This is a genomic window from Anianabacter salinae (assembly GCF_019061145.1).
GTDB lineage: Bacteria > Pseudomonadota > Alphaproteobacteria > Rhodobacterales > Rhodobacteraceae > Anianibacter > Anianibacter salinarum.
In genome coordinates, this window is the sequence record NZ_JAHQZS010000008.1 from 47,821 (window position 1) to 71,423 (window position 23,603).

The window sequence follows — 23,603 nt, forward strand, 5'->3', positions numbered from 1 at the left end:
GGTCCAACACAGCGCATTGCGGCCATTCGCCCTTGGCCGGGCCGTCCGCAGTGATCCGCCAGCGCCCACCCAAGCGCGGATGCCTAATTATTGGGCGAAGACGCTGCATCTGGGCGGGTTCTGGAACGTGCGGCTGGAAATCCTCTGCGCCCCGTGCATCTGATAGGGGGAATGCAGGGGATATGATGTATTTCAACGAGATGTATGACGGCGATGGTGTTCGCCCGGCTTACCGCGCGCTTGACGGCTGGATGCGCGACATGCCCGAGGAATTGCGCACGCTCAAGCAATCCGAGGCCGAAGCGCTGTTCCGCCGGATCGGCATCACCTTTGCCGTCTACGGCGAGGGCGGCGATCCAGACCGGCTGATCCCGTTCGACATGTTTCCGCGCGTGTTCACCGACACCGAATGGCGGCGGCTTGAACGCGGGATCATCCAGCGGGCGCGCGCGCTCAACGCCTTCCTGTGCGATGTCTACGGGCGGGCCGAGATCATCAAGGCCGGGATCGTGCCCGCGCATCTGGTCTACTGCAACGAGGCGTACGAGCACGCTGTGGTGGGATTCCGTCCGCCCAAGGATGTGTATTCGCACATCGTCGGCATCGATCTGGTGCGCACCGGGCCGGACGAATTCTTCGTGCTCGAAGACAACTGCCGCACCCCGTCGGGCGTGTCCTACATGCTGGAAAACCGCGAGATCATGATGCGGATGTTTCCGCACCTGTTCCAGGAGAACCGCATCGCGCCGGTGGAAAGCTATCCGCGCCAGCTGAACCGCACGCTGGCCTCCGTCGCGCCCGAGAAATGCACCGGCGAGCCGAACGTGGTGATCCTCACGCCCGGCCATTTCAACAGCGCCTATTACGAGCATTCGTTTCTGGCCGACATGATGGGCGTCGAACTGGTCGAAGGGCAGGACCTGTTCGTCGAGGGTGATTTCGTCTGGATGAAAACCACCGAAGGCCCGCGCAAGGTGGATGTGATCTACCGCCGGATTGACGACGCCTACATCGACCCGCTGTGCTTCCGCCCGGATTCCATGCTGGGCATTCCGGGCCTGATGAACGTCTACCGCTCGGGCGGTGTGACGATCTGCTCGGCGCCGGGCGCGGGCGTGGCGGATGACAAGGCGATCTATACCTTCGTGCCCGAGATGGTGCGCTTCTACCTGGGCGAAGAGCCGCTTCTGAACAACGTGCCGACCTGGCAATGCGCCAAGCCGGACGACCTGAAATACGTGCTGTCCCACCTGGCGGAGCTTGTGGTGAAGGAAGTCCACGGATCGGGAGGCTACGGCATGCTGGTCGGCCCGAAGGCCAGCGAAAGCCAGATCGCCGCGTTCCGCGCCAAGATCGAGGCGCGGCCGCACAACTACATCGCGCAGCCAACTCTGGCGCTGTCCACCTGTCCGACATTCGTCGAGGAAGGCGTCGCGCCGCGCCATGTCGATCTGCGCCCCTATTGCCTTGTCGGCGAGGATATCGTCCTGGTGCCCGGCGGGCTGACGCGGGTGGCGCTGGTGGACGGCTCGCTCGTTGTGAACTCGTCGCAAGGCGGCGGGGTCAAGGACACATGGGTTCTGGCGGAGTGACGCGATGCTGAGCCGCACGGCAGACAACCTGTTCTGGATCGCCCGCTACCTTGAGCGCGCGGAAACCTCGGCGCGCCTGCTCGAGGTCGGCGCGCGCAACGCGCTGTTGCCGAATACCGGCGGCGGTTTTCGCAACGAGTGGGAATCGATCCTGAACGCGGCGGGCACCCGAACTGCCTTTGTCGCCAAGTATGGCGACATGGTGCAGCGCAACGTCGAGAGCCATATGTTCTTCGACCGCGAGAACACGTCGTCCATCGCGTCCTGCCTGCACGCGGCGCGCGAGAATGCGCGGATCGTGCGCACGGCAATGACCACGCAGGTTTGGGACGCGATCAACGTCGCGCATCAGGAAATGGCCGAGATGGCGCGCACCGAACGCTCTCAGCTGCCGCTGCGCGACCTGACCGACTGGACCATGCGCACCACCGCGCTGATCCGCGGCGCGGTCGAGGGCACGCTGTTGCGCAACGACGGGTATCACTTCATCCGGCTGGGATCGCTGATCGAGCGGGCGGATTCCACGGCGCGAATCCTGGATGTGAAGTATTTTGTTCTGTTGCCGGGGCTGTCCTATGTCGGCAGCGGTCTGGACAACTACCAATGGCAGACGGTGCTTCGGGCGCTGTCCTCGGCCCGCGCGTTCAACTGGGTCTACAAGGGTGAATTGTCCTCGGCCAAGATCGCCGATTTCCTGATCCTCAACCGGCAGTGCCCACGCTCGATCCGCTACTCGGTGGAAGGCATCCGCGAGGAACTGGATGCGCTGGGCCGCGGCTACGGCACCACGACCGAGGCGCAAAGCTATGCGCGCGCGCTTCAAGGGGAACTCAGCGAAGCGACCATTGCCGACATCTTCGACGAGGGCCTGCATGAATTCCTGACCCGGATGATTCGCCAGGTCGGCGTTCTCAGCGGCCACGTCTACGCTAATTACATGACGGGACGCGCCGCATGAGACTGCATGTCACCCACACCACGACCTACCGCTTTTCCGAGCCTGTGCGCGGGCTGGTGCAATCGCTGCGGATGCGCCCGGCGGAATTCGAGGGTCAGACGATCATCGAATGGTCCCGCACGGTCACGGACGCGGTGTTCGGCGCAGGCTTTCATGACGGCGCGGGCGATTTCGTGGAGACCGCCAGCATCCGGGGGTTTGTCAGCCAGATCGAGGTTACGAACGAAGGCATCGTCGAGACGTCGGACATGGCGGGTGTCCTGCGCGGCCACCGCGAGCGCATCGCGCCCGAGGTCTATCTGCAATCCACCGATGCAACCGAACCCGACCCCGCCATCGCCGCGCTGGCCGAGACCGCCGTTGCAGGGATCGCCGCCGAGGACGTGCTGGAGCGTGCCCACGCGCTGTCCGCCGCCGTGCAGGAGGCGCTGGTCTACAGCCCCGGCGAGACAGACGCCCACACCCGCGCCGCCGAAGCGCTGGAGCAGGGCAAGGGCGTCTGCCAGGACCTTGCGCATCTGCTGATCGCGGCGGCGCGCGCGGCGGGCATCCCGGCGCGCTATGTCTGCGGCTACCTGCACACCGATGGCGCGGATGATCTGATCGGCGCGTCGGCCAGCCATGCCTGGGCGGAACTGCACGTTCCGGCGCTGGGATGGGTGGCGTTCGACCCTACCAACGGGGTCTGCCCGGACGAGCGGTATGTCCGTCTTGGATCGGGCCTCGACGCGGAAGACGCAGCTCCAATCCGCGGCATCGTGATGGGGCGCGGCGATGAGACCCTTGACGTCACCGTTGCAGTCCAGAACATGCAGCAGCAACAATCCTGACGGACAATCGCCATGACTTACTGCGTCGGCCTCCTTCTGGACGAGGGCATGGTGCTTTTGTCCGATACGCGCACGAACGCGGGTCTCGACAACATCTCGACCTATCGCAAGATGTTCATCTACGAGGATCCGGGCGAACGGGTTATCGTGATGATGACCTCTGGATCGTTGTCGGTGACGCAGACCACCATCGCGCGGCTGGATGAGGCGGTGCACGCCATCGACGCCGCAGACCGCGGGTCGATCATGACCTGCGAGACGATGCTGCAAGTGGCAGAGATGATCGGCCAGACCCTGTCGGACGTGCGCGTCGAGATCGCCTCGAAAATGAGCCGCGCCAGCGAAAGTGCGTCGGCGGCGATGATCGTCGCGGGGCAGCGACGGGGCGGCGCGATGCGGATGTTCCTGATCTATCCCGAGGGCAATTTCATCGAGGCGACCAAGGACACGCCGTTCCTTCAGATCGGCGAGCACAAGTATGGCAAGCCGATCCTCGACCGGGTGGTGCGCCCTGAAACCTCGCTTCAGGACGCGCGCAAGGCGGCGCTGCTGTCGATGGATTCGACCCTGCGCTCGAACCTGTCGGTGGGGATGCCGCTGGACCTTGTGACCGTGCGCGCGGGCGCATGCCGCATCGAGGAACAACGCCGGATCGACGCCAACGACGAGACGTTCCAGGAAATGAGCCTGGCGTGGAGCCAGGCGCTGCGCGACGCCTTCACCAAGATCGCGATCTGACGCCGCCTTGCGCCCGCCGGTCTGGCGGGTAGTGTCACCCTCGGAAAATTCGGGAGGTGCGCGATGAAATTCCTGCGGTTTGGTGAGGCGGGGCAGGAAAAGCCCGGACTTCTGGGCGAAGACGGCCTGATCCGCGATCTGTCGGGCGTGATCGCCGATCTGTCGGGGCCGGTGCTGGCCCGCCTGCACGACATCCCGCTGGACGATCTGCCCCTTGTCGACGGCGCGCCGCGTCTTGGTCCCTGCGTCGCGGGGACGGGCAAGTTCATCTGCATCGGGCTTAACTATTCCGACCATGCCGCCGAGGCGGGGATGGAACCGCCGCCCGAACCCATCGTTTTCATGAAGGCCACTTCCGCCATCTGCGGGCCGTCCGACCCCTTGCGCATCCCGCGCGGCGGTCACAAGACCGACTGGGAGGTGGAGCTGGGCGTGGTGATCGGCAAGACCGCGAAATACGTCACCGAAGCCGAGGCGATGGCCCATGTCGCGGGCTATGCCTGCGTCAACGACGTGTCCGAACGCGCCTTCCAGATCGAGCGTGCAGGCCAATGGACCAAGGGCAAGAGCTGCGACAGCTTTGGTCCGCTCGGCCCCTGGCTGGTCACGCCGGACGAGGTGGCCGATCCGCAGGACCTGGGCATGGAATTGCGGGTGAACGGCGAGGTGATGCAATCGGGGCGCAGCGACCGGATGATCTTTGGCGTCGCCCATCTGGTGTCGTATCTCAGCCAGATGATGACGCTGCACCCCGGCGACGTGATCGCCACCGGCACGCCGCCCGGCGTCGGGATGGGCATGAAGCCGCAGCGCTGGCTCAAGGCCGGGGATGTTGTGGAACTGACCATCGAGGGTCTGGGCCGCCAGCGGCAAGAGGTCGTGGCGGACTGACGCTCAGGCGTCCGCGATCCCGGCCACCGCGTCGAAGAACCGCGCCCGCACCTCGGGGCGCTCCATCATGGTCTCGTGCTCGCCGCCGTCCACGATCTCGAGCCGTCCGCGCGGCCATTGCGCCATGCGGGCGTGGATGCGCCCGGGATCGACGATGCGCTCGTGCGTGCCAAGGAAGGTGACGCAAGGCAGATCGGGCGCGGGCAGGCGCGACAGCGCGCGGCATTCCGTCAGCGCCTCGTTCAGCCATTGATAGCTGGGGCCGCCAAGCGCCAGCTCGGGCTTTTCGACAACCTGCCGCCGCATGTAGTCGAACATCTCGCGGTCGCGGGTCAGCATGTTGTCATCGAACGGCGTCGCGGCAGCATAGCTTTCGCCCGAAGTGCCGGGGGGATAGGCGTGCCCAAGGTTGATCCGCCGCGCCGCCCAGCTGAGCGCCCAGGCGGCAGGGCGCATCATCCCGGCGATGGCGATACCCCACATCGGCGCGCTGAACGCCGCCGCCTTGACCGGCAGCCCGTCCATCACCGCGCGAAGCCCGATGCAGCCTCCCATCGAGTGCCCGATCAGCGTGTAGGGTTCCGGCAACCCCTGCGCCCGGGCAACTGCCACCAGGGCCGCGACATCCAGCTGATAATCGGCGAAATCCGCCACATGCCCCGGCGCGGCGTCGGGCAGAAGCCGGTCGGCCAGACCCTGACCGCGCCAGTCGATCGCCACCGTCGCCAATCCGCGCGCCGCCAGGTCACGCGCCGCGCGGCCGTATTTCTCGATGTATTCCGTGCGGCCGGGGAACAGCAGCACCGTGCCCGCCGCGTCCGCCCTGGGCCAAAGCCCGATCCGCAGGCGCACGCCGTCCGCCGCATGGGTCCAGACGGCGTGGCCGCCTTCGGGTCCATCCGCCAGATCGGCAAGGAACGGCGCCGCGTCCGCCATGATCAGCCGAGCACCGATCCGAGTTTCATCGCAAGGCCCATGTCGCCGTCCACCGCCAGCTTGCCCTGCATGAAGGCCGCCGTGGGGTTGATGTCGCCGTCCAGCATCGACTTGAAGGTGTCGGCGTCAGCGGTCAGCGTCACGTCCGCGTCGTCGTCCCCGGCGCGCGCGCCGTTCTCGTCGACCATGATAGCGCCTTCGCCCTCGATCACGAATTTCGCGGTTCCGTCAAAGCCGCCGTCCATCTTGGCGTTGAGTTCCTTGACTGCGGTGTCGATCACGTCGCTCATCTGTTCACTTCCCTGATATGTGACGGCCCGGGGGGTGTCGCCAAACGGCGCAAGGGGCCTATACTCGGCTTATGGTGGCTTGTGCTTTCATTTCCAAACGTATCGTTGCGGCACTGCTGGTCTGTGTCGCGTTTGCCGCGCCTGCGGCGGCGCAAGAGGCGTCCGATCTGGACACCCTGATGACCGAACTGGCGGACCCGGACAACGACAACTGGCGCAGGGCCGAGCGTAAGGTGATCGACGCCTGGTCGCGGTCGGGGTCCGACTCGATGGATTTCCTGCTGCAGCGCGGGCGCGACGCCATCGAGGAAGAAGAGTGGGCCAGCGCCATCGACCATCTGTCCGCGCTGATCGACCATGCGCCGGACTTTGCCGAGGCCTTCCATGCCCGCGCGACGGCGTTCTACCAGCAGGACAGGTTCGGCCTTGCGATGAACGACATCGGCGCGGCGCTGGCGCTGAACCCCGACCATTTCGGCGCGCTGTCCGGGCTTGCGGTGATCCTGCAACGCACGGGAAATTCGGAAGCCGCGCTAGAGGTCTGGCGCCGGGTCGAGGCTATACATCCGCATCTGCAGGACGTAGACGAGACCATCGAGAGGCTCGAAAAAGAGACGGGCGCAACCCCGCTCTGACCACACCCGAAGGGCAGTTCCATGGCCGAGCAGTCAAGGATCGTCGCGGTCCTGGGCCCGACCAATACCGGCAAGACGCATTATGCCATCGAGCGGATGCTGGCGCACCGCACGGGCGTGATCGGCCTGCCGCTGCGGCTTTTGGCGCGCGAGGTCTATGACCGCATCGTCGCCATCCGGGGCCCTTCGGTCGTGGCGCTTGTGACCGGCGAGGAGCGCATCGTCCCGCCGCGCGCGCAATACTGGGTCTGCACCGTCGAGGCGATGCCGGACGCGCTGGGCGCCGATTTCCTTGCCATCGACGAGGTGCAGCTGTGCGCCGACCCCGAGCGGGGCCATGTCTTCACCGACCGGTTGCTGAACGCGCGCGGCCTGCACGAGACGTTGTTCCTGGGGTCCGACACCATGCGCAGCGCCATCGCCGCGCTGGTGCCCCGCGTGCAGTTCATGGGGCGCGAGCGGTTTTCGCAGCTGATCTATTCCGGCCAGAAAAAGATCAGCCGCATGGTCCCGCGCTCGGCCATCGTCGGTTTCTCGGTGGAAAACGTCTATGCCATCGCCGAACTGATCCGCCGCCAGAAGGGCGGGGCGGCCGTGGTGATGGGCGCGCTGTCGCCGCGCACGCGCAATGCGCAGGTCGAGATGTATCAGAACGGCGACGTGGATTTCCTTGTCGCCACCGATGCCATCGGGATGGGTCTCAACCTTGATATCGGGCATGTCGCGTTCTCCAGCCTGCACAAGTTCGACGGGCGGCGGATGCGGCCGCTGCAGCCGAACGAGCTGGCGCAGATCGCGGGCCGGGCGGGGCGTCACACCAAGGACGGCACCTTTGGGACCACGGGCGATGCGGGGCCGCTGGACGACGAGGTTGTTCAGTCGATCATGGACCACCGCTTTGCGCCGGTGCGCAAGCTGCAGTGGCGCAATTCCCGGCTCGAATTCGGCGCGCTGCACCGGCTGATCGCGTCGCTCGAGGAACACACGAGCAACGAATGGCTGACCCGCGCGCGCGACGCCGACGACCTGCAGTCGCTGAAGACGCTGGCTGACGTGCCCGAGATCCGAGACCGCGCGCGGCGTCCCGAGGATGTGCGCCTCTTGTGGGACGTCTGCCGGATTCCCGATTTCCGGGGCATCAGCCATCAGGAACACACCAGCCTGCTGGACCAGATCTTTCGCTTTCTGCACGAATGGCACCGGGTTCCCGACGACTGGATGGCCCGGCAGGTCAAGCGCATCGACCGAACCGATGGCGACATCGATGCGTTGTCCAAGCGGTTGGCGTATATCCGCACATGGACCTATGTCGCGCAGCGCAATGGCTGGGTGGATGACGAAACCCATTGGCGTGATGAGACTCGCGCTGTAGAAGACCGCCTGTCGGATGCGCTGCACGCGCGCCTGACGCAAAGATTTGTCGACCGGCGCACCTCTGTGCTCTTGCGCCGGTTGAAGCAGAAGGAGGGCCTGGTGGCCGACGTGAACGACAAGGGTGAAGTGACGGTCGAAGGACAATTCGTCGGCCGTCTGGAAGGCTTCCGCTTCCGTCAGGACAGCACCGCCTCGCCGGACGAGGCCAAGACGGTGCGGCAGGCCGCCGCTCAGGCGCTTCGGCCCGAGTTCCACTTGCGCGCCGACCGCTTCTACAACGCGCCCGACACCGAGATCGACTATACCGAACAGGGCGGCCTGATGTGGGGCGAGATGGCGGTGGGCAAGCTTGTCGCCGGTCCCGAGGCGCTCAAGCCGCAGGTCGAGGCGTTTGTCGACGACGAGGCTGGGTTCGACGTGCAGCAGAAGGTGCAGCGCCGCCTTCAGCATTTCATCGACCGCAAGATCGCAACCCTGTTCGAGCCGATCCTGACCATCCAGCGCGACGAGACGCTGACGGGTCTGGCGCGCGGCTTTGGCTTTCGCATGATCGAGGCGCTGGGCATCCTGCCGCGCGACGCCGTCGCGACCGAGGTCAAGGACCTTGACCAGGACGCCCGCGCCGCGCTGCGCAAGCATGGCGTGCGGTTCGGCCAGTTCACCGTGTTCATGCCGCTGTTGCTGAAACCCGCGCCGACGCGGCTTCGGCTGGTGCTGTGGTCGCTGTCCAAGGGCCTTGGCGAGTTTCCCGAAAGCCCGCCGCCCGGCCTCGTGACGATCCCCACGCAAAAGGACGCGCCCGAAGGCTATCACCTGATGTCCGGCTACCGCCCCTCGGGCGAACGGGCGATCCGCATCGACATGCTGGAACGGCTGGCCGACATGCTGCGCGGCAAGGACAGCCGCGGCGGGTTCGAGGCGGTCGCCGACATGCTGTCGATCACCGGCCTGACACTCGATCAGTTTGCCGACCTGATGCAGGGACTTGGCTACAAGGCGGAAAAGGCCGAGCGGGTAAAGGTCAAGCCTGCGCCTGCCGTTGCTGCTGCGCCAGAGGCGCCTGCCGAAGCCTCGACCGAGGCGGCAGTCGAAACGGCGCCCGAAGAACACAGCGCTGAAGCGATCGAGCCTGCACAGGACGCGGCCGCCGAAGCGCCGGTGCCCGCGCGCGAGACTGAGACCGAGGCCGAGGTGGATGCGACCGCCGATGCTGCCGCCGAAACAGCCGAGGCCAGCGCAGAAGACACGCCGCCCGAGATGGAGGTGTTCTACACCTTCACCTGGGCCGGACGCGGCGCCCGCCGCGAGGGCCAGCAGCGCCAGGGTCGCCCGGGGCAGGGCAAACCCGCGCAAGGCAAAGGCGGCGGCAAGCCGAACCGTGGCCCCAAGGGCAAGCGCGGCGACAAGAAGGACGACGCGCCCCGCCAGATGGAGGCGCGACCGCCCCGCAAGGAAAAGGCGATCGACCCCGACAATCCCTTTGCTGCGGCTCTGATGGGGCTGAGAACCAAGGACTGACTTGGCCGACACGTCCCGTCCCACCCTCCGCATCGACAAGTGGCTGTGGTTCGCGCGTTTCTTCAAGACGCGCGGGCTGGCGACCAAGCTGGTGGCCGGTGGTCACGTTCGGGTGAACGGCACGCCGATCGCCAAGGCGTCGCACGCGGTGGGCGCCGGGGACACGCTGACCTTTCCGCAGGGCAGGCGGGTCAGGGTGGTCCATATCCTCGACATCGGCACACGGCGCGGCCCCGCGCCCGAGGCGCAGGCGCTGTATGACGACCACTCGCCCGCGCCGCCGCTGCCCGAGCCGAAAGCCCCCGCCTTCGACAAGGGCGGGCGCCCGACGAAAAAGGATCGCCGCGCCCTCGATTCCGCGGCGGATCGGCGCTTGAACGAGGACGGTGGCTGGTCTAGCTAACCGTGCAAGCACCCGACCTGGGATGAAAACATGACCTACATCGTCAACGATGCCTGCATTGGCTGCAAGTACACCGACTGCGTCGAAGTCTGCCCCGTGGATTGCTTCTACGAGGGCGAGAACATGCTGGTGATCCACCCTGACGAATGCATCGACTGCGGCGTCTGCGAGCCTGAATGCCCCGCCGACGCGATCCGGCCCGACACCGAGCCGGACGCCGAAAAGTGGGTCGAGTTCAATCGCAAGTATTCCGAGATGTGGCCGGTCATCATCACCAAGAAGGACCCGCTGCCGGATGCAGAGGAGCGGGACGGCGAGACCGGCAAGCTCGAGAAGTATTTCTCGGAAGCGCCGGGCGAGGGCGGCTGACGCCCGATTCGGTCTGTCCGCAGGATTGACCGGCCCAAGACCCCCGGATTCGTGCGGGGAATTGTGGATAAATCCCTGATTCCGGGTCGGAATCGGGTCATGCTGCAATGCCGCAGTTTGAAACTGCGCGTTTTTCTGCTATATATAATCGTTACAACAACGCTGGAAACCTGAGCCCAACCCGAGGGTCGCGCCTCGTGGCTGGCAATCTTGGCGACATGATCCGGATTTCCGGGGGAACGTGTGTGTGTCCCCCTGGCTGGATTTGTCGCGGCTGACTGGGGATCCTTTTTAGGAAGACTGCATGACCAAAGCCAAGAAATCCGAATTCCGTCCCAATGATTTCGTCGTCTATCCGGCTCACGGTGTCGGCAAGATCGTGTCGATCGAGAAACAGGAGATCGCGGGCATCGCCCTCGAGCTTTTCGTGATCTCGTTCGAGAAGGACAAGATGACCCTTCGTGTGCCGACCAACAAGGCGGCCGACGTGGGCATGCGCTCGCTGTCGACGCCCGACGTCGTGTCGCGGGCGATGACGACGCTCAAGGGCAAGGCCAAGGTCAAGAAAGCCATGTGGTCGCGCCGCGCGCAGGAATACGAGCAGAAGATCAACTCGGGCGACCTGATCGCGATTGCCGAGGTGGTGCGCGACCTGCACCGCACCGACGAGCAGCGCGAACAGTCCTATTCCGAGCGCCAGCTTTACGAGGCTGCGCTGGAACGCCTGACCCGTGAAGTCGCGGCCGTGAATGGCGGCGACGAGGCTGCGGCCGCGCGCGAAGTCGATGAATTGCTGGTCGGCCGCGCCGCCTGAACCTGGCTATCTGCCGAAACGAAAAACGCCGCCCCTCGGGGCGGCGTTTTTGATTCTGGTCCGATGCGCCGAGCGTCAGCCCTGCTGCGCCCGCTCGGCCTCAAGCTCTTCCACGTCCTTGAACTTGATCGACTCGCCGCAGCCGCAGGCATCGACCACGTTGGGATTGCGGAACTTGAAGCCCGATTCCAGCAGCGAGGTCTCATAGTCGATCTCTGTGCCGAACAGGAACATCTGCGCCATCGGCGCGATGGCCACTACGGCGCCGTCCTGCTGCACGACCTCGTCGTTGGGGTCCAGTTCGGCAACGTAGTCCATGGTGTATTCCATGCCCGCGCAGCCGCCCTTCTTGACGCCGATGCGCAGGCCCTTGTGGCCGTCCTTTTCCATCAGGCGCGCGATCTGCACGGCGGCCTTGGGTGTAATGGAAACGGCTTGCTTGCCGGGAAGTCCGAACATGGGTGCCTCCGTTGCGTTCCAGGGTAACCTAATGCGCGCGGCCCTGTCTCTCAAGGGCGCGCGAGGGAACGGGCGGGGTTCCCCGCGACGGTCGCCCCTGCGGCCACGTCGCGCGTCACGACCGCGCCCGCGCCGATGATCGCATCGTCGCCCACGGTGATGCCGGGAAGAAGGATTGCGCCGCCGCCGATCCAGACATTGCGCCCGATGGTGACGTGGCGCCCCAGTTCCAGCCCTGCGTCGCGGGTGGCAGCATCGCGCGGGTGGTCGGCGGTCAGGATTTGCACCTGCGGGCCGATCTGGGTGAGATCACCGATGTGGACCGGGCAGACATCAAGGATCACGCAGCCATAGTTCAGGAACACGCCTGCGCCGAGATGAATGTTGCTGCCATAGTCGACGAAGAACGGGGCGCGGATCGCCCCGCGCGGTCCCTTCGAGCCCAGCAACCCGGCAAGAATCCCGTCCCGTTCGGCGTCGCCGACGATGGTGGCGTTGTAGGCGCGCATCAATTCCTGCGCGCGCCGCCGCCGCGCGGCAAGGTCGGCGTCGCCCGGGTCGTAAAGATCGCCCGCAATCATCTTGTCCCATTCGGTCATGGCACGAACATGTCGGGCGCAGCGGGCGAAGGCCATAGCGAAAAGGCGAGGCCGAAGCCCCGCCTTTCCCTGTCTTTCAACGCGTGTGCGCGGGGCCTTAGAGGCCCTTGCAGTTGGCGTAGTAGGTTACGGTCGCGGGCCAGTCCGAGAACACGCCGATCACGCCGACATCCTGCGCCAGAACGTCGAGGATCTCGAAATAGTCGCCGTCATTGTCGATGGCGTCGGTCACGGTGTGGAAATACCAGCCGCCGCCGGTGGCCAGCGGGCCCGACCGCTCCAGCGTCCAGGCGATGATGCCGATGTCGGCGGCCTTGAGCTGCTTGGCCAGTTCCGATGCAACGATCTCGCCATTCTCAAGCGTCACGAGGAAGGGCATCGCCGGGGCGACATAGTTCACGCCCATCGCCTTGAGGTCGGCGGGAACGAAGGTCCAGGTGGCCGGGTCCATACCGTCGAAGCCTTCGACCGACGAGTCGTCCACGAGGTACACGGCCTGCGCGCCGAACTCTGGCTCGTTCTCGACCCAGTACTTCACGTCTTCGAAGTTGAACGACTGCGGCCAGACGCGGGACGGGTCAATGCCTGCGTCCTTGTACTCGTCGATCATCTTCTGGGCATAGTCGGCCTGGCTGAAGCCGTCATAGGGCATTTCGACCGAGGCTGATTTCAGCTCGGGCGTGAAGTCGGCGCCAAGGCCGTCGAACAGCGCGATCGATTCCGCATGGGTCATCAGCGTCGCTTCGTTGACGTAGAGATCGGTGCGGAAATCGGCGGTGCCGCCAAGGTACTCTTCAGCGGTGCTGGCGGCGCGGTTCGCGGCGTCCATCTTCGGTTTCAGGGTCTGGAACTCGGCCAGCGTCAGGTCCGACGTGCGGCATTCGGCCGAGGCGCCGGTGTCACCCGAGGCAGGCGTGAACGGCGTGGTGCACTTTTCCGCAAGGTCGGTGACGACGATGTTGGTGGTGGTGTGCAGGTCGTTCTGCGCGTGGCGGCAGACCAGTTCCTTGTCGGCGGTGAAGGTCACGTCGCACTCAAGGATGCCTGCGCCCATCTGGACGGCCGCGACGTTGGATTCGACCGTGTGCTCGGGGAACATCAGCGGCGCGCCGCGGTGCCCGATCGAGAACTTCGATTGCGTGGGCGTCTGGCCCATGCAGGACATCAGCTCGGTCTTCAGCTCGCTGTCGGCCATCTTCGAGACCAGGTAAGCGGGGCGCGGGCCATAGCCTGTCTGGGCGGCGCCGGACATCCCGCCGTGGCTGGCGGCGAATGCGGGGACCGCAGTTCCAGCCAGAAGGGCCGCCGCGGTCGCAATGCGAAGTGCGTTCATGATCGTCTCCGTTAGGTGTGTCGAACGGAGACGGTGTGGTCGGTCAACGTGACGCTGGCGCTAACGGGATATGACGGGCAGGCGAAGCTTCGGTAACAACGGGGCGACTGATGGGCCTACATGAACCCCAGTTCAAGCCGCGCCTCGTCCGACATCATGTCCATGCCCCAGGGCGGATCCCACGTCAGATCCACATCGACCTGTTTCACCCCTGCGATGGGTTCGATGGCTTCCGCGACCCAGCCCGGCATCTCGCCCGCGACGGGGCAGCCGGGGGCCGTCAGCGTCATGATGACGTTGACCGCGTTCTCGGCGTCGATCTCGACCGTGTAGACAAGGCCGAGGTCATAGATGTTCACCGGAATTTCCGGATCATACACCGACCGGCACGCCTCGACGACGCTGTCGTAAAGCGGATGGTCCGTGCTGGACGGCTTGATGAGGGGCGTGCCCTCGAGGTGTCCGGTGGTCTCGGCAGTCATGGCGGCCTCGCAGTATTTCCGAGTGAAGATATAAGGTTTATCCCTGCCGCGTAAAGGCCGCAGCCGGGGTCAGTCGTCCGGCAGGCTGCGCTTTCTGCGCGGCATCGGGCGCACCCGCTTCTCGATGTCCTCGTAGACCAGCGCGGCGATGTTCTTGGACGTGGCCTTTTCGATGCCCTCGAGACCGGGCGACGAGTTCACCTCAAGCACCTTCGCACCATCGTCTGAGCGCAGCAGATCGACGCCCGCCATGTTCAGCCGGAACGCGCGCGCGGCCCGGATGGCGGTGTCGCGTTCGGCCTTGGTGATGCGGACAAGCACCGCCGATCCGCCCTGATGCAGGTTCGAGCGGAATTCCCCCGCCGCCGCCGTGCGCTTGATCGCCGCGACGACCTTGTTGCCCACGACGAAGCAGCGGATGTCCTCGCCGTTGGCTTCCTTGACGAAATGCTGGACCAGAAAGTTGGCCTTGAGCCCGCGAAACGCCGAGATCACCGATTGCGCCGCCTTCTGCGTCTCGGCCAGCACCACGCCCTTGCCTTGCGTCGATTCCAGCAGCTTCACGATGAGCGGCGCGCGGCCGACCAGCTTAATCAGGTTGTCGGTGTCCTTGGGGGACGAGGCGAAGGCGGTCGCGGGCATCCCGATCTTGTGCCGGGCGAGGATCTGGTGGGCATATAGCTTGTCGCGGCTGGCGGTGATGCCTTCGGAGCCGTTCACGCAATACGTGCCGATGGTCTCGAACTGGCGGATCACGGCGGTGCCGTAGGGCGTGATCGAGGACCCGATGCGCGGGATCACCGCATCGTAGCGCGGCAGGCGCTCGCCGTCGTAATGCACCTCGGGCGACATCGCGTTGATCGCCATGTAGCAGCGCGCGGTGTCGATGATCTCGACCACATGGCCGCGCTTTTCGCCCTCGTCCACAAGCCGCGTAGTGGAATAGTTCGTCGCCTCGCGGCTCAGCACCGCGACCCGCAAGGTGCGGTCCGGCTGCGCCTCGCGCAGGCGGGCGGAATGGTAAACGTCGTAGCTTAGTTCAGGCTGACAGCGCTTCTCGGACGGCACGACGACCATGTCCTCGGCCAGCGCCTGACGGCCCAGAAGCATCCGGTAGGCCATGCTTCCCCGGTCGGTCAGCGTCACCTCGATGGGCCATTGCCGCTCACCCATCTGCACCTGCGTTTCGATGACATAGCGGTATTCCGCCTCGCCGTTCGAGGAAATCACCTCGCGCCGGTCGACGATGGGCGCCGAGCAGGGGATCGCAAGATCGTACTGGCCGGGAATCGGGTGCACGGCAAAACGGATGCGTGGGCGGGCGGCGGGGCCGAAGGGCTCGATGTCAGACGCATGCAGCGCAGAGGTGCGCGCGCCCGTGTCGACCTTTGCTTTCAGGGCGGGAAGGCCCAGCTTTGGCAGGGCTACCCATTCCTCCCACCCAAGGCGAAACGTCTGGTCGAGGTCGGGCATCCGGGGTCTCCCTTGGCAAGCCGGGCGAAATCGCCCTAGAACCGGGGCTTCGCACGGGCGGGCAAAGCACAGATGACAGAGCGGTTCAAATTCGATCTTGAGGCGACGGACGGGCGCGCGCGTTCCGGGGCGATCACCACCCCGCGCGGCGTGATCCGCACCCCGGCCTTCATGCCGGTCGGCACGGCGGCCACGGTCAAGGGGATGCTGCCGGGATCGGTGCGCGCAACCGGCGCCGACATCCTGCTTGGCAACACCTATCACCTGATGCTGCGTCCGACCGCCGAACGGATCGACCGGCTGGGCGGGCTGCACCGGTTCATGAACTGGGATGGGCCGATCCTCACGGACTCGGGCGGCTTTCAGGTGATGAGCCTGTCCGACTTGCGCAAGCTGACCGAGCACGGCGTGACATTCCGCAGCCATATCGACGGGTCAAAGCACGAACTGACGCCAGAGAGGTCGATGGAAATCCAGCGGCTTCTGGGATCGGACATCGTGATGGCCTTCGACGAATGCCCCGCGCTGCCCGCCGACCGCGCCCGGATCGAGGCGTCGATGGAGCTGTCGATGCGCTGGGCCCAGCGATCGCGCGATGCCTTTGGCGACTGGCCCGGCCACGCGCTGTTCGGCATCCAGCAGGGCGGGCTTGAGGAAGACCTGCGGGGGCGGAGCGCCGAGGCGCTGACCGCCATCGGGTTCGATGGCTACGCGGTCGGCGGCCTTGCCGTGGGCGAGGGGCAGGAGGCAATGTTTTCCTGTCTCGACTATGCACCCGACCAGTTGCCGCAGGACAAGCCGCGCTACCTGATGGGCGTGGGCAAGCCCGACGACATCGTCGGCGCGGTCAAGCGCGGCATCGACATGATGGACTGCGTGCTGCCGTCGCGGTCGGGGCGCACCGGGCAGGCCTGGACGCGGCGCGGTCAGGTGAACCTCAAGAACGCCCGCCACGCCGACGATCCGCGCCCCTTGGACGAAAACTGCACCTGCCCCTGCTGCACGGGGTATTCCCGCGCTTACCTGCACCACGTCTTCCGCGCCGGAGAGATGATCTCGGGGATGCTGCTGACCTGGCACAACCTGCATTATTATCAGGAGTTGATGCAGGGGATGCGCGACGCCATCGCGACGGGGCGGTTTGCGGCGTTCGAGGCGGCGTTTCACGCCGCGCGGGCCGAGGGGGATATCGAGCCGGTGTGAGGTGCGCCAAGTAATCTTCCTTAGGTTGATTTTGCCCAGCTTTGTGGTACCTTTCTTTGAATGCGATGGCATGGGGGTCTAATTGTGAAACGGTCATATTTCTTTTTAGCATTTGGTGCGCTAGCATCTTGTTCAGCAGCTGCCCTTATGGCTCCGGGACAGAAAGATGATCTCGTGTCACTGGGTATGACATCCGCAACCTTACCCGCTGCGATGCTACTCTCAATATCAACCAAGGAGCCAGTTCAGTTTCGCGGAACACTGATTGGTTCAATGACTGGCTCTGCAAATTTTTCAGTAACCTCCGAGGACGGTACTACGTGTGGTGGAAGTACAAATTCAGCCGGTGAGGGCCAATTCTCGTGCATGGGCTTCAATACGGAGTTGAGTGTCGGAAAAGCAGAATTTTCCGGAGTCGACTATTTCAATGGTGTCAACGACGGTGTTCAATACAGCGGTGTTTTTGGATGGGGCGCGGGCGCGCGCGATGTTGTGCTTGAAGCCGCTTGGACCTCAAAGCGTTCGTTGAGCCGTGATCAGGTTTACGAGATGGTCGGAAATTAACGACAAAACCTATTTGCTAGAGCCTTTCAATCTACCTTGCCCGTGAGTCGCGGGGTTTGGCGCAAATTTGCAGTGGCAACCCGTTGATGGGGTGAGTTCGTACGCTCCAGCCGAACATCTTCTCCGATAGGCCCAGAATTCTCCTCTCCGTCACAATATCTTGTGGACCATCGCCTGTGCCGCTTGCGCCCATTGGGAACTGGGGGCACTCTGGCCCGAACAGAAATCGGCCCTGGTTGAAAGCGTCTCGCGGCAGCCCCACTTGACGATGCCATGACCGGAGAAGGCCGGGGGTCGCCGCCTAGCGGGGCCGGAGCCTTCTGCTAATCGAGGAGAGAGCATGTCTGAACAGCTCAACGCGTCCTATCCTGTCCTGCCGCTGCGCGACATCGTGGTGTTTCCGCACATGATCGTCCCGCTCTTCGTCGGCCGCGAAAAATCCGTTCGCGCGCTGGAAGAAGTGATGCAGGAAGACAAGCAGATCCTGCTGTCGAGCCAGATCGATCCCGGCGCGGATGATCCCGAGGCCGACGGCATCTACAAGGTTGGCGTTCTGGCGAACGTCCTGCAGCTTCTCAAGCTGCCCGACGGCACCGTGAAGGTGCTGGTCGAGGGGCGCACCCGCGTCGAGATCACCGACTACCTGCCGAACGACCAGTATTTCGAGGCCCGCGCCATCGAACTGGTGGAAGAGGCCGGCGATCCCGACACCGTGGCGGCGCTGACCCGTTCGGTCGCCGAGGACTTCGAGCGCTATGCCAAGGTCAAGAAGAACATCCCCGAAGAGGCGCTTGCCGCCGTCGCGGACACCCGCGAGCCCGCCAAGCTGGCCGACCTGGTGTCGGGGCATCTGGGCGTCGAGGTGAACCAGAAGCAGGAGCTTCTGGAAACGCTTGCCGTGGATGCGCGTCTGGAAAAGGTCTTTGGCCTGATGCAGGGCGAGATGTCGGTCCTGCAGGTCGAGAAAAAGATCAAGACCCGCGTGAAATCGCAGATGGAGCGGACCCAGCGCGAATATTACCTGAATGAGCAGATGAAGGCCATTCAGAAGGAGCTGGGCGACGGCGAGGATGGCGCGAACGAGATCGCCGAACTGGAAGAAAAGATCAACGCGACGAAGTTCTCGAAAGAGGCCCGCGAAAAGGCGGATGCCGAGCTGAAAAAGCTCAAGAACATGTCGCCGATGTCGGCCGAGGCGACAGTCGTGCGCAACTATCTTGACTGGATGCTGTCGATCCCGTGGGGCGTGAAGTCGCGCGTCAAGAAGGATCTGACCCACGCCGAGAAGGTGCTGGACGACGACCACTACAGCCTTGAGAAGGTCAAGGAACGCATCGTCGAGTATCTTGCCGTGCAGCAGCGCAGCAAGAAGCTGAAGGGGCCGATCATGTGCCTCGTCGGCCCGCCCGGCGTGGGCAAGACGTCGCTTGGCAAGTCGGTCGCTCGGGCCACGGGGCGCGAGTTCATCCGCATCTCGCTGGGCGGCGTGCGCGACGAATCCGAGATCCGGGGCCACCGCCGGACCTACATCGGCTCGATGCCCGGCAAGATCATCCAGGCGCTGAAGAAGGCCAAGACCACCAACCCGCTGATCCTGCTCGACGAGATCGACAAGATGGGGCAGGATTTCCGCGGTGATCCGGCCAGCGCCATGCTCGAGGTGCTCGACCCCGAACAGAACAGCACCTTCGTCGACCACTATCTTGAGGTCGAATACGACCTGTCGAACGTGATGTTCCTGACCACGGCGAACTCCTACAACATGCCGGGCCCGCTGTTGGACCGGATGGAGATCATTCCGCTGTCGGGCTACACCGAGGACGAGAAGGCCGAGATCGCCAAGCAGCACCTCATCCCCAAGCAGATGAAGAACCACGGCCTGCGTGCCAAGGAATTCTCTGTCTCGGACGAGGCGCTGATGGAGATCATCCGCACCTACACCCGCGAGGCGGGGGTGCGGAACCTTGAGCGCGAGCTGGCGAAACTGGCCCGCAAGGCCGTGACGCGGCTGGTCAAGAAAGAGGTGCAAGCGGTCGAGATCACGCCGGAGAATCTGGAAGACTTCCTGGGTGTCCAGCGGCATCGCTATGGCCTCGCAGAGAAGGAAGACCAGATCGGTGTCGTCACCGGGCTGGCCTGGACGCAGGTTGGCGGCGATCTCTTGCAGATCGAGGCATTGCGCCTGCCGGGCAAGGGCCGGATGAAGACCACCGGCAAGCTGGGTGACGTGATGAAGGAGTCCATCGACGCGGCGGCTTCTTACGTGCGCTCGGTGGCTCCGCAGATCGGGGTCAAGCCGCCGCGCTTTGACACCATCGACATCCACGTCCATGTGCCCGACGGCGCGACGCCCAAGGACGGGCCGTCTGCGGGTCTTGCGATGGTCACGTCCATCGTGTCGGTGCTGACGCAGATCCCGGTGCGCAAGGACATCGCCATGACCGGCGAGGTATCCTTGCGCGGCAACGCCATGCCCATCGGCGGGCTCAAGGAAAAGCTGCTGGCCGCGCTGCGCGGCGGCATCAAGACCGTGCTGATCCCGCAGGAGAACGAAAAGGACCTGCCCGAGATCCCCGACAACGTGAAATCGGGGCTGGAAATCATCCCGGTCAGCCATGTGTCCGAGGTGCTCAAGCTGGCGCTGGTGCGTGCCCCCGAGGCGATCGACTGGGACGAGGCCGCCGAAGAAGAGGCTGCAGCGGCCCGGGCGGCCCAGATGACCCGTGAGGGGCCGGGCGCCGTCGCGCACTGATCTTTGCTTGCACATGATCCGATCAGGGCCGCGCGGATGTTCCGCGCGGCCCTTTTCATTCGTGCGGTCGCCCAAGGCGCAACTGGATCGACCGGGCATGGCATGTTAACGTCGCTGCAATGAAAACCCAGAACCGGGCAGGCAGACATGGCCAAAGCAGCCGAAACACCCACCACTCCCCGCAGGCCGCGCCGCGCGCGCGCCGCCGCTGACACGCCGGTGCCGTCCGTCGACAGCATCGCCGAAGCAGCGGCCTCGCTTGGCGACGAAGCCGCGCCGGAAGACGCGACTGCGGATGACACCGAACTGAAAAAGCCCGAACTGATCCGCCGGGTCGTCGCGGCATCGGGTCTCAAGAAGAAGGACGTCAAGCCGGTCGTCGAGGCGCTGCTCAAGGAGCTTGGCGATGCGCTGAGCAACGGCGAGGCGATGAACCTTCAGCCGCTGGGCAAGCTGCAGATCAACCGCACCAAGGACAAGGACAACGGCGAGGTCATCATCGTCAAGGTCCGCCGCAACCAGCAGGCCGTGGACGAGACCGTGCCGCTGGACGAAAAGAAGCCTGATGACCCTCTTGCGGAGGCCGCGGAGTAAGTCTAAACGAGCGCCTCACGGGCGATTAGCTCAGCGGTAGAGCACTTCGTTCACACCGAAGGGGTCACTGGTTCGATCCCAGTATCGCCCACCATGATTTGCGCCCCGGCCCCCGTGAGCCGGGGCGTTTTCGTTCCTGCGCGGCGCATCTTGAAGCGGCCCACCGCTTTGGGGTAAAGCGGCGGTCACGGGTGATTAGCTCAGTTGGTAGAGCGCTTCGTTTACACCGAAGATGTCGGGGGTTCGAGTCCCTCATCACCCACCACGGCTTCATGATCCCATACGTGGTGGACGGTTCCCTAAGCTTTGGAGCCTTCTCTCACTATGTTCACCTTGCCGCTGATCAGTGGACGCAGCAGCGCCTCCTTTCCTTTGGGAAGCCCGGTCGCGCCGCTGGTTTCCAACAACCGGATTGCCTCGATCAGCCCGTGAATGATGTTTGCTTCGTCAGGTTCAAGCCAATGCTCGGGCGGCGGCACATCGTCAGAGATGGCCACCCCATGCCTGTCCGCAGCATCACTCACTTGCTGGGCGAGTGTGTCGCCTAGGATGGCGAGAGCGCCCAGGAACTCCCGAGAGTCGATCACTACAAAATCACTCATTTCGCAAAGCCATCCCGTCAACGCGGGAAAACATCCATATATTGGAAAATCTCTCCAAGAAGAGATTTACGATATTCTTTAGATTCAATACGTCAGGCCGGCCCATTCACATAACTCAGCTATGCATCCTCCTTGTCGAAAACTAAGTTTGGGACACCGCAGGTCAAGGGGACTTCTGTGATCTCAAGTCTTCCTCCGTCATGACATTGAGTGAACTATGGTAAGTTGTTGTGTAAGGAATGAATGCAACCTAAAGTGAAAAGTCACCTATATTGTTTCGAGAGGGCCTTGTTGCCTCACACCGCTCGCGCCACGACGAAATGCGACGGTGCCGCGCCGGTGTAGGTTTTGGTCTCGACGATCTCGAACCCGGCGCGGCGCATCCAGCCTTCAAGTTGTTCGGCGCGGAAAAAGCTGACTGCCGGGGCCATCCGCAGCAGCTTCATCGCGCCGATCAACACGCGGAAATGCGGGCGCCCGGCCAACACGGCGGATTTCGAGATGAACAGCCCGCCTTCGGGCAGCATCGCGCGGATATCTTCCAGCGCTGCGGGAACATCCTCGATCAGGTGCAGGAGGTTGAAGGCCAGCACGGCATCGTAGCGGCAGCCGTCGAACTGTGCGGACCCAAGGGCCGCCGTCTCGAAGTCGAGGTTCGGGGTGCCCGCTTCGGCCAGTTTGCCGCGCGCGATGCGGATCATCTGGTCGGAGAAATCGGTGCCGGTGTAGCGCAGGGCCGCGTCCGCCAGCACAAGCGCCGTCGATCCGGTGCCGCAGCCCAGCTCCACCACGTCCATGCCGCCGTGCAGGTGCGCGCGGGTGCGGTCCAGCGTGTCATTGTAGTTGCCGGGATTCGACACGGGGCGGGCGGCGTAGGCGTCGGCGCGCTTGTCCCAGAATTGGGCGGGGAAGGTGCTGTCTTGGGTCATGGTCAGTCTCCGTTGAGGGTCGAGGGCACCCTAGCCAAACAGTTTCATATGCGGAATTGCGGAAATCTGGGCATGTGATATGCATATTCGCATGAATTGGGCCGCGATCTCGTTCGACTGGAACCATGTCCGGGCCTTCCTTGCGACGGTCGAGGAAGGCTCGTTGTCGGCGGCTGCGCGGGCGCTTGGCTCGACCCAGCCGACGCTTGGGCGCCAGATCGCACAGTTGCAGGACGAGCTTGGCGTGACCCTGTTCCAGCGCGTGGGACGGTCGCTGACGCCGACGCCGGCGGCGCTGGACCTGGCCGGCCATGTCCGCGAGATGGGCGAGGCGGCGACGCGTCTGTCGCTGGCCGCCACGGGCCAGTCGCAAAGCGTCGAGGGCCGCGTCAGGATCACCGCGTCGCAGATGTATTCCGTCCATCTGCTGCCGCCGATCGTGGCGCGGTTGCGGGCAGAGTATCCGCTGCTGCGGCTCGAGGTGGTGGCGTCGGATTCGCTGTCGGACCTGCGCCGACGCGAGGCCGACATCGCCATCCGCAACGCGCGGCCCACCGACAACGACCTGATCGCCCGGCTGATCCGAGAGGATGCGGCGCAGCTTTATGCGCATGACAGCTATCTGGAACGGCTGGGGCCGGTGCGCGGCCCCGCCGACATGGGCGGCGCGGAGTTCATCGGTTTCAGCGACAGCACGCCCCTGATCGAGCGCCTGCAAAAGCGCGGTTTCCCAGTGTCCGAGGCCAACTTTCACGTTGGCGCGGACAATCATCTGGCCAACTGGGCTCTCGCCTGCGCCGGGCTTGGCATCGGCATCGTTCCGACCTCGGTGGGGGACGCCGCGCCGGGGATGCGGCAGGTGCTGCCAGAGACGCGGCCGTTCCTGTTTCCGATCTGGCTCGTCGCCCCGCAAGAGCTGCGGACAAGCCGCCGGGTGCGGGCGGTTTTCGACCGTCTGGCCGACGCGCTGGCGGGGCGCGAAGAAAACGCCGGGCCGGGGGCGAACGCGCTTGACGCTCCTCGCCGAGGTGCCTAGAACGCCCGTCACGTTCGGGGTGACCCGGGCGGGCAGTGGGCGGTTGTAGCTCAGTTGGTTAGAGTACCGGCCTGTCACGCCGGGGGTCGCGGGTTCGAGCCCCGTCAACCGCGCCATCACTGCCCGAAGCCCGAGACTCTGCAACGCGATGCGCGGTTGTAGCTCAGTTGGTTAGAGTACCGGCCTGTCACGCCGGGGGTCGCGGGTTCGAGCCCCGTCAACCGCGCCA

At 64.6% G+C, this 23,603-nt stretch carries 24 protein-coding genes and 4 tRNA genes; 19 read left to right on the forward strand and 9 right to left on the reverse strand.

The features are described 5' to 3' along the window. Positions 1-182 precede the first annotated feature (182 nt). From KTJ87_RS17030 to KTJ87_RS17050, 5 genes are all read left to right on the forward strand, one after another. On the forward strand, positions 183-1,592 hold the full coding sequence (locus tag KTJ87_RS17030; protein WP_267140357.1) for a circularly permuted type 2 ATP-grasp protein: 1,410 nt from the start codon (positions 183-185) through the stop codon (positions 1,590-1,592). Between the two features lie 4 nt (positions 1,593-1,596). Then, positions 1,597-2,550 (forward strand): alpha-E domain-containing protein, encoded by a 954-nt coding sequence (locus tag KTJ87_RS17035; protein ID WP_267140358.1) that lies wholly within the window; start codon positions 1,597-1,599, stop codon positions 2,548-2,550. Beyond that, positions 2,547-3,380: a transglutaminase family protein gene (locus tag KTJ87_RS17040; protein WP_267140359.1), complete on the forward strand. Its 834-nt coding sequence runs from the start codon at positions 2,547-2,549 to the stop codon at positions 3,378-3,380. The genes KTJ87_RS17035 and KTJ87_RS17040 overlap by 4 nt, the downstream gene beginning before the upstream one ends. 12 nt (positions 3,381-3,392) lie before the next feature. Further along, positions 3,393-4,118, forward strand: coding sequence for a peptidase (locus KTJ87_RS17045; protein WP_267140360.1), 726 nt, complete (start codon positions 3,393-3,395; stop codon positions 4,116-4,118). Between the two features lie 63 nt (positions 4,119-4,181). Then, the gene (locus tag KTJ87_RS17050) at positions 4,182-5,009 is read left to right on the forward strand and encodes a fumarylacetoacetate hydrolase family protein (protein WP_267140361.1); all 828 of its coding nucleotides are present in this window, start codon (positions 4,182-4,184) and stop codon (positions 5,007-5,009) included. A gap of 3 nt (positions 5,010-5,012) precedes the next feature. Here the strand turns inward: KTJ87_RS17050 and KTJ87_RS17055 are convergent, their stop codons facing one another. Then, on the reverse strand, positions 5,013-5,945 hold the full coding sequence (locus KTJ87_RS17055; protein WP_267140362.1) for an alpha/beta fold hydrolase: 933 nt from the start codon (positions 5,943-5,945) through the stop codon (positions 5,013-5,015). A 2-nt stretch (positions 5,946-5,947) separates the two neighbouring features. Beyond that, positions 5,948-6,235 carry an SCP2 sterol-binding domain-containing protein gene (locus KTJ87_RS17060; RefSeq protein WP_267140363.1) on the reverse strand — a complete coding sequence of 96 codons (288 nt, stop codon included), beginning with the start codon at positions 6,233-6,235 and terminating at the stop codon, positions 5,948-5,950. 74 nt (positions 6,236-6,309) lie between these two features. On the opposite strand from KTJ87_RS17060, the gene KTJ87_RS17065 reads away from it, so the two are divergent. From KTJ87_RS17065 to KTJ87_RS17085, 5 genes are all read left to right on the forward strand, one after another. After that, on the forward strand, positions 6,310-6,870 hold the full coding sequence (locus KTJ87_RS17065) for a tetratricopeptide repeat protein (protein ID WP_267140364.1): 561 nt from the start codon (positions 6,310-6,312) through the stop codon (positions 6,868-6,870). Positions 6,871-6,891: 21 nt separating this feature from the next. Continuing rightward, positions 6,892-9,762, forward strand: coding sequence for a helicase-related protein (locus KTJ87_RS17070; protein WP_267140365.1), 2,871 nt, complete (start codon positions 6,892-6,894; stop codon positions 9,760-9,762). Between the two features lies 1 nt (position 9,763). Beyond that, positions 9,764-10,165, forward strand: coding sequence for an RNA-binding S4 domain-containing protein (locus tag KTJ87_RS17075; RefSeq protein WP_267140366.1), 402 nt, complete (start codon positions 9,764-9,766; stop codon positions 10,163-10,165). 30 nt (positions 10,166-10,195) lie between these two features. After that, the gene (fdxA, locus tag KTJ87_RS17080; RefSeq protein WP_267140367.1) at positions 10,196-10,534 is read left to right on the forward strand and encodes a ferredoxin FdxA; all 339 of its coding nucleotides are present in this window, start codon (positions 10,196-10,198) and stop codon (positions 10,532-10,534) included. A 304-nt stretch (positions 10,535-10,838) separates the two neighbouring features. Further along, positions 10,839-11,348, forward strand: a complete 510-nt coding sequence (locus KTJ87_RS17085) for a CarD family transcriptional regulator (RefSeq protein ID WP_267140368.1) — start codon at positions 10,839-10,841, stop codon at positions 11,346-11,348. A 75-nt stretch (positions 11,349-11,423) separates the two neighbouring features. On the opposite strand, the gene KTJ87_RS17090 is transcribed toward KTJ87_RS17085, so the two are convergent. The 5 genes from KTJ87_RS17090 to rimK all read right to left on the reverse strand — a co-directional run bounded on the left by KTJ87_RS17090 (position 11,424) and on the right by rimK (position 15,694). Then, entirely contained in the window at positions 11,424-11,807 is a 384-nt protein-coding gene (locus KTJ87_RS17090) for a HesB/IscA family protein (RefSeq protein WP_267140369.1), read from the reverse strand. Positions 11,808-11,857: 50 nt separating this feature from the next. After that, on the reverse strand, positions 11,858-12,406 hold the full coding sequence (locus KTJ87_RS17095) for a sugar O-acetyltransferase (protein ID WP_267140370.1): 549 nt from the start codon (positions 12,404-12,406) through the stop codon (positions 11,858-11,860). A 97-nt stretch (positions 12,407-12,503) separates the two neighbouring features. Continuing rightward, positions 12,504-13,739: a glycerophosphodiester phosphodiesterase family protein gene (locus tag KTJ87_RS17100; protein ID WP_407650510.1), complete on the reverse strand. Its 1,236-nt coding sequence runs from the start codon at positions 13,737-13,739 to the stop codon at positions 12,504-12,506. Positions 13,740-13,855: 116 nt separating this feature from the next. Continuing rightward, positions 13,856-14,221, reverse strand: a complete 366-nt coding sequence (locus KTJ87_RS17105) for an SUF system Fe-S cluster assembly protein (protein ID WP_267140371.1) — start codon at positions 14,219-14,221, stop codon at positions 13,856-13,858. A 69-nt stretch (positions 14,222-14,290) separates the two neighbouring features. Next, entirely contained in the window at positions 14,291-15,694 is a 1,404-nt protein-coding gene (gene rimK / locus KTJ87_RS17110; protein ID WP_267140372.1) for a 30S ribosomal protein S6--L-glutamate ligase, read from the reverse strand. Between the two features lie 72 nt (positions 15,695-15,766). On the opposite strand from rimK, the gene tgt reads away from it, so the two are divergent. From tgt to KTJ87_RS17140, 6 genes are all read left to right on the forward strand, one after another. Continuing rightward, entirely contained in the window at positions 15,767-16,897 is a 1,131-nt protein-coding gene (gene tgt / locus KTJ87_RS17115) for a tRNA guanosine(34) transglycosylase Tgt (RefSeq protein WP_267140373.1), read from the forward strand. Positions 16,898-16,981: 84 nt separating this feature from the next. Further along, on the forward strand, positions 16,982-17,461 hold the full coding sequence (locus KTJ87_RS17120; protein WP_267140374.1) for a hypothetical protein: 480 nt from the start codon (positions 16,982-16,984) through the stop codon (positions 17,459-17,461). A gap of 340 nt (positions 17,462-17,801) precedes the next feature. Beyond that, entirely contained in the window at positions 17,802-20,213 is a 2,412-nt protein-coding gene (gene lon, locus KTJ87_RS17125) for an endopeptidase La (RefSeq protein ID WP_267140375.1), read from the forward strand. 147 nt (positions 20,214-20,360) lie between these two features. Beyond that, complete coding sequence (locus tag KTJ87_RS17130; RefSeq protein WP_267140376.1) at positions 20,361-20,807, forward strand: HU family DNA-binding protein; 447 nt, start codon at positions 20,361-20,363, stop codon at positions 20,805-20,807. A gap of 19 nt (positions 20,808-20,826) precedes the next feature. Next, positions 20,827-20,901 (forward strand) — tRNA-Val (locus KTJ87_RS17135). A gap of 95 nt (positions 20,902-20,996) precedes the next feature. After that, positions 20,997-21,072: transfer RNA gene (locus KTJ87_RS17140), tRNA-Val, on the forward strand. Positions 21,073-21,106: 34 nt separating this feature from the next. Here the strand turns inward: KTJ87_RS17140 and KTJ87_RS17145 are convergent. Continuing rightward, the gene (locus KTJ87_RS17145; protein WP_267140377.1) at positions 21,107-21,409 is read right to left on the reverse strand and encodes a hypothetical protein; all 303 of its coding nucleotides are present in this window, start codon (positions 21,407-21,409) and stop codon (positions 21,107-21,109) included. A gap of 296 nt (positions 21,410-21,705) precedes the next feature. Continuing rightward, the gene (locus KTJ87_RS17150) at positions 21,706-22,338 is read right to left on the reverse strand and encodes a class I SAM-dependent methyltransferase (protein WP_267140378.1); all 633 of its coding nucleotides are present in this window, start codon (positions 22,336-22,338) and stop codon (positions 21,706-21,708) included. Between the two features lie 91 nt (positions 22,339-22,429). On the opposite strand from KTJ87_RS17150, the gene KTJ87_RS17155 reads away from it, so the two are divergent. The 3 genes from KTJ87_RS17155 to KTJ87_RS17165 all read left to right on the forward strand — a co-directional run bounded on the left by KTJ87_RS17155 (position 22,430) and on the right by KTJ87_RS17165 (position 23,603). Continuing rightward, positions 22,430-23,374 carry a LysR family transcriptional regulator gene (locus tag KTJ87_RS17155; RefSeq protein ID WP_267140379.1) on the forward strand — a complete coding sequence of 315 codons (945 nt, stop codon included), beginning with the start codon at positions 22,430-22,432 and terminating at the stop codon, positions 23,372-23,374. A gap of 39 nt (positions 23,375-23,413) precedes the next feature. After that, a tRNA-Asp gene (locus KTJ87_RS17160) sits at positions 23,414-23,490 on the forward strand. 36 nt (positions 23,491-23,526) lie between these two features. After that, positions 23,527-23,603, forward strand: a tRNA-Asp gene (locus tag KTJ87_RS17165).

Excerpts from the sequence above, each read along its gene's own strand:
- KTJ87_RS17030 (WP_267140357.1), top strand. The coding sequence starts at position 183 with ATGATGTATTTCAACGAGATGTATGACGGCGATGGTGTTCGCCCGGCT.
- KTJ87_RS17035 (WP_267140358.1), top strand. The coding sequence starts at position 1,597 with ATGCTGAGCCGCACGGCAGACAACCTGTTCTGGATCGCCCGCTACCTT.
- KTJ87_RS17040 (WP_267140359.1), top strand. The coding sequence starts at position 2,547 with ATGAGACTGCATGTCACCCACACCACGACCTACCGCTTTTCCGAGCCT.
- KTJ87_RS17045 (WP_267140360.1), top strand. The coding sequence starts at position 3,393 with ATGACTTACTGCGTCGGCCTCCTTCTGGACGAGGGCATGGTGCTTTTG.
- KTJ87_RS17050 (WP_267140361.1), top strand. The coding sequence starts at position 4,182 with ATGAAATTCCTGCGGTTTGGTGAGGCGGGGCAGGAAAAGCCCGGACTT.
- KTJ87_RS17055 (WP_267140362.1), bottom strand. The coding sequence starts at position 5,945 with ATGGCGGACGCGGCGCCGTTCCTTGCCGATCTGGCGGATGGACCCGAA.
- KTJ87_RS17060 (WP_267140363.1), bottom strand. The coding sequence starts at position 6,235 with ATGAGCGACGTGATCGACACCGCAGTCAAGGAACTCAACGCCAAGATG.
- KTJ87_RS17070 (WP_267140365.1), top strand. The coding sequence starts at position 6,892 with ATGGCCGAGCAGTCAAGGATCGTCGCGGTCCTGGGCCCGACCAATACC.
- fdxA (WP_267140367.1), top strand. The coding sequence starts at position 10,196 with ATGACCTACATCGTCAACGATGCCTGCATTGGCTGCAAGTACACCGAC.
- KTJ87_RS17085 (WP_267140368.1), top strand. The coding sequence starts at position 10,839 with ATGACCAAAGCCAAGAAATCCGAATTCCGTCCCAATGATTTCGTCGTC.
- KTJ87_RS17090 (WP_267140369.1), bottom strand. The coding sequence starts at position 11,807 with ATGTTCGGACTTCCCGGCAAGCAAGCCGTTTCCATTACACCCAAGGCC.
- KTJ87_RS17095 (WP_267140370.1), bottom strand. The coding sequence starts at position 12,406 with ATGACCGAATGGGACAAGATGATTGCGGGCGATCTTTACGACCCGGGC.
- KTJ87_RS17100 (WP_407650510.1), bottom strand. The coding sequence starts at position 13,739 with ATGAACGCACTTCGCATTGCGACCGCGGCGGCCCTTCTGGCTGGAACT.
- KTJ87_RS17105 (WP_267140371.1), bottom strand. The coding sequence starts at position 14,221 with ATGACTGCCGAGACCACCGGACACCTCGAGGGCACGCCCCTCATCAAG.
- rimK (WP_267140372.1), bottom strand. The coding sequence starts at position 15,694 with ATGCCCGACCTCGACCAGACGTTTCGCCTTGGGTGGGAGGAATGGGTA.
- tgt (WP_267140373.1), top strand. The coding sequence starts at position 15,767 with ATGACAGAGCGGTTCAAATTCGATCTTGAGGCGACGGACGGGCGCGCG.
- lon (WP_267140375.1), top strand. The coding sequence starts at position 17,802 with ATGTCTGAACAGCTCAACGCGTCCTATCCTGTCCTGCCGCTGCGCGAC.
- KTJ87_RS17130 (WP_267140376.1), top strand. The coding sequence starts at position 20,361 with ATGGCCAAAGCAGCCGAAACACCCACCACTCCCCGCAGGCCGCGCCGC.
- KTJ87_RS17145 (WP_267140377.1), bottom strand. The coding sequence starts at position 21,409 with ATGAGTGATTTTGTAGTGATCGACTCTCGGGAGTTCCTGGGCGCTCTC.
- KTJ87_RS17150 (WP_267140378.1), bottom strand. The coding sequence starts at position 22,338 with ATGACCCAAGACAGCACCTTCCCCGCCCAATTCTGGGACAAGCGCGCC.
- KTJ87_RS17155 (WP_267140379.1), top strand. The coding sequence starts at position 22,430 with ATGAATTGGGCCGCGATCTCGTTCGACTGGAACCATGTCCGGGCCTTC.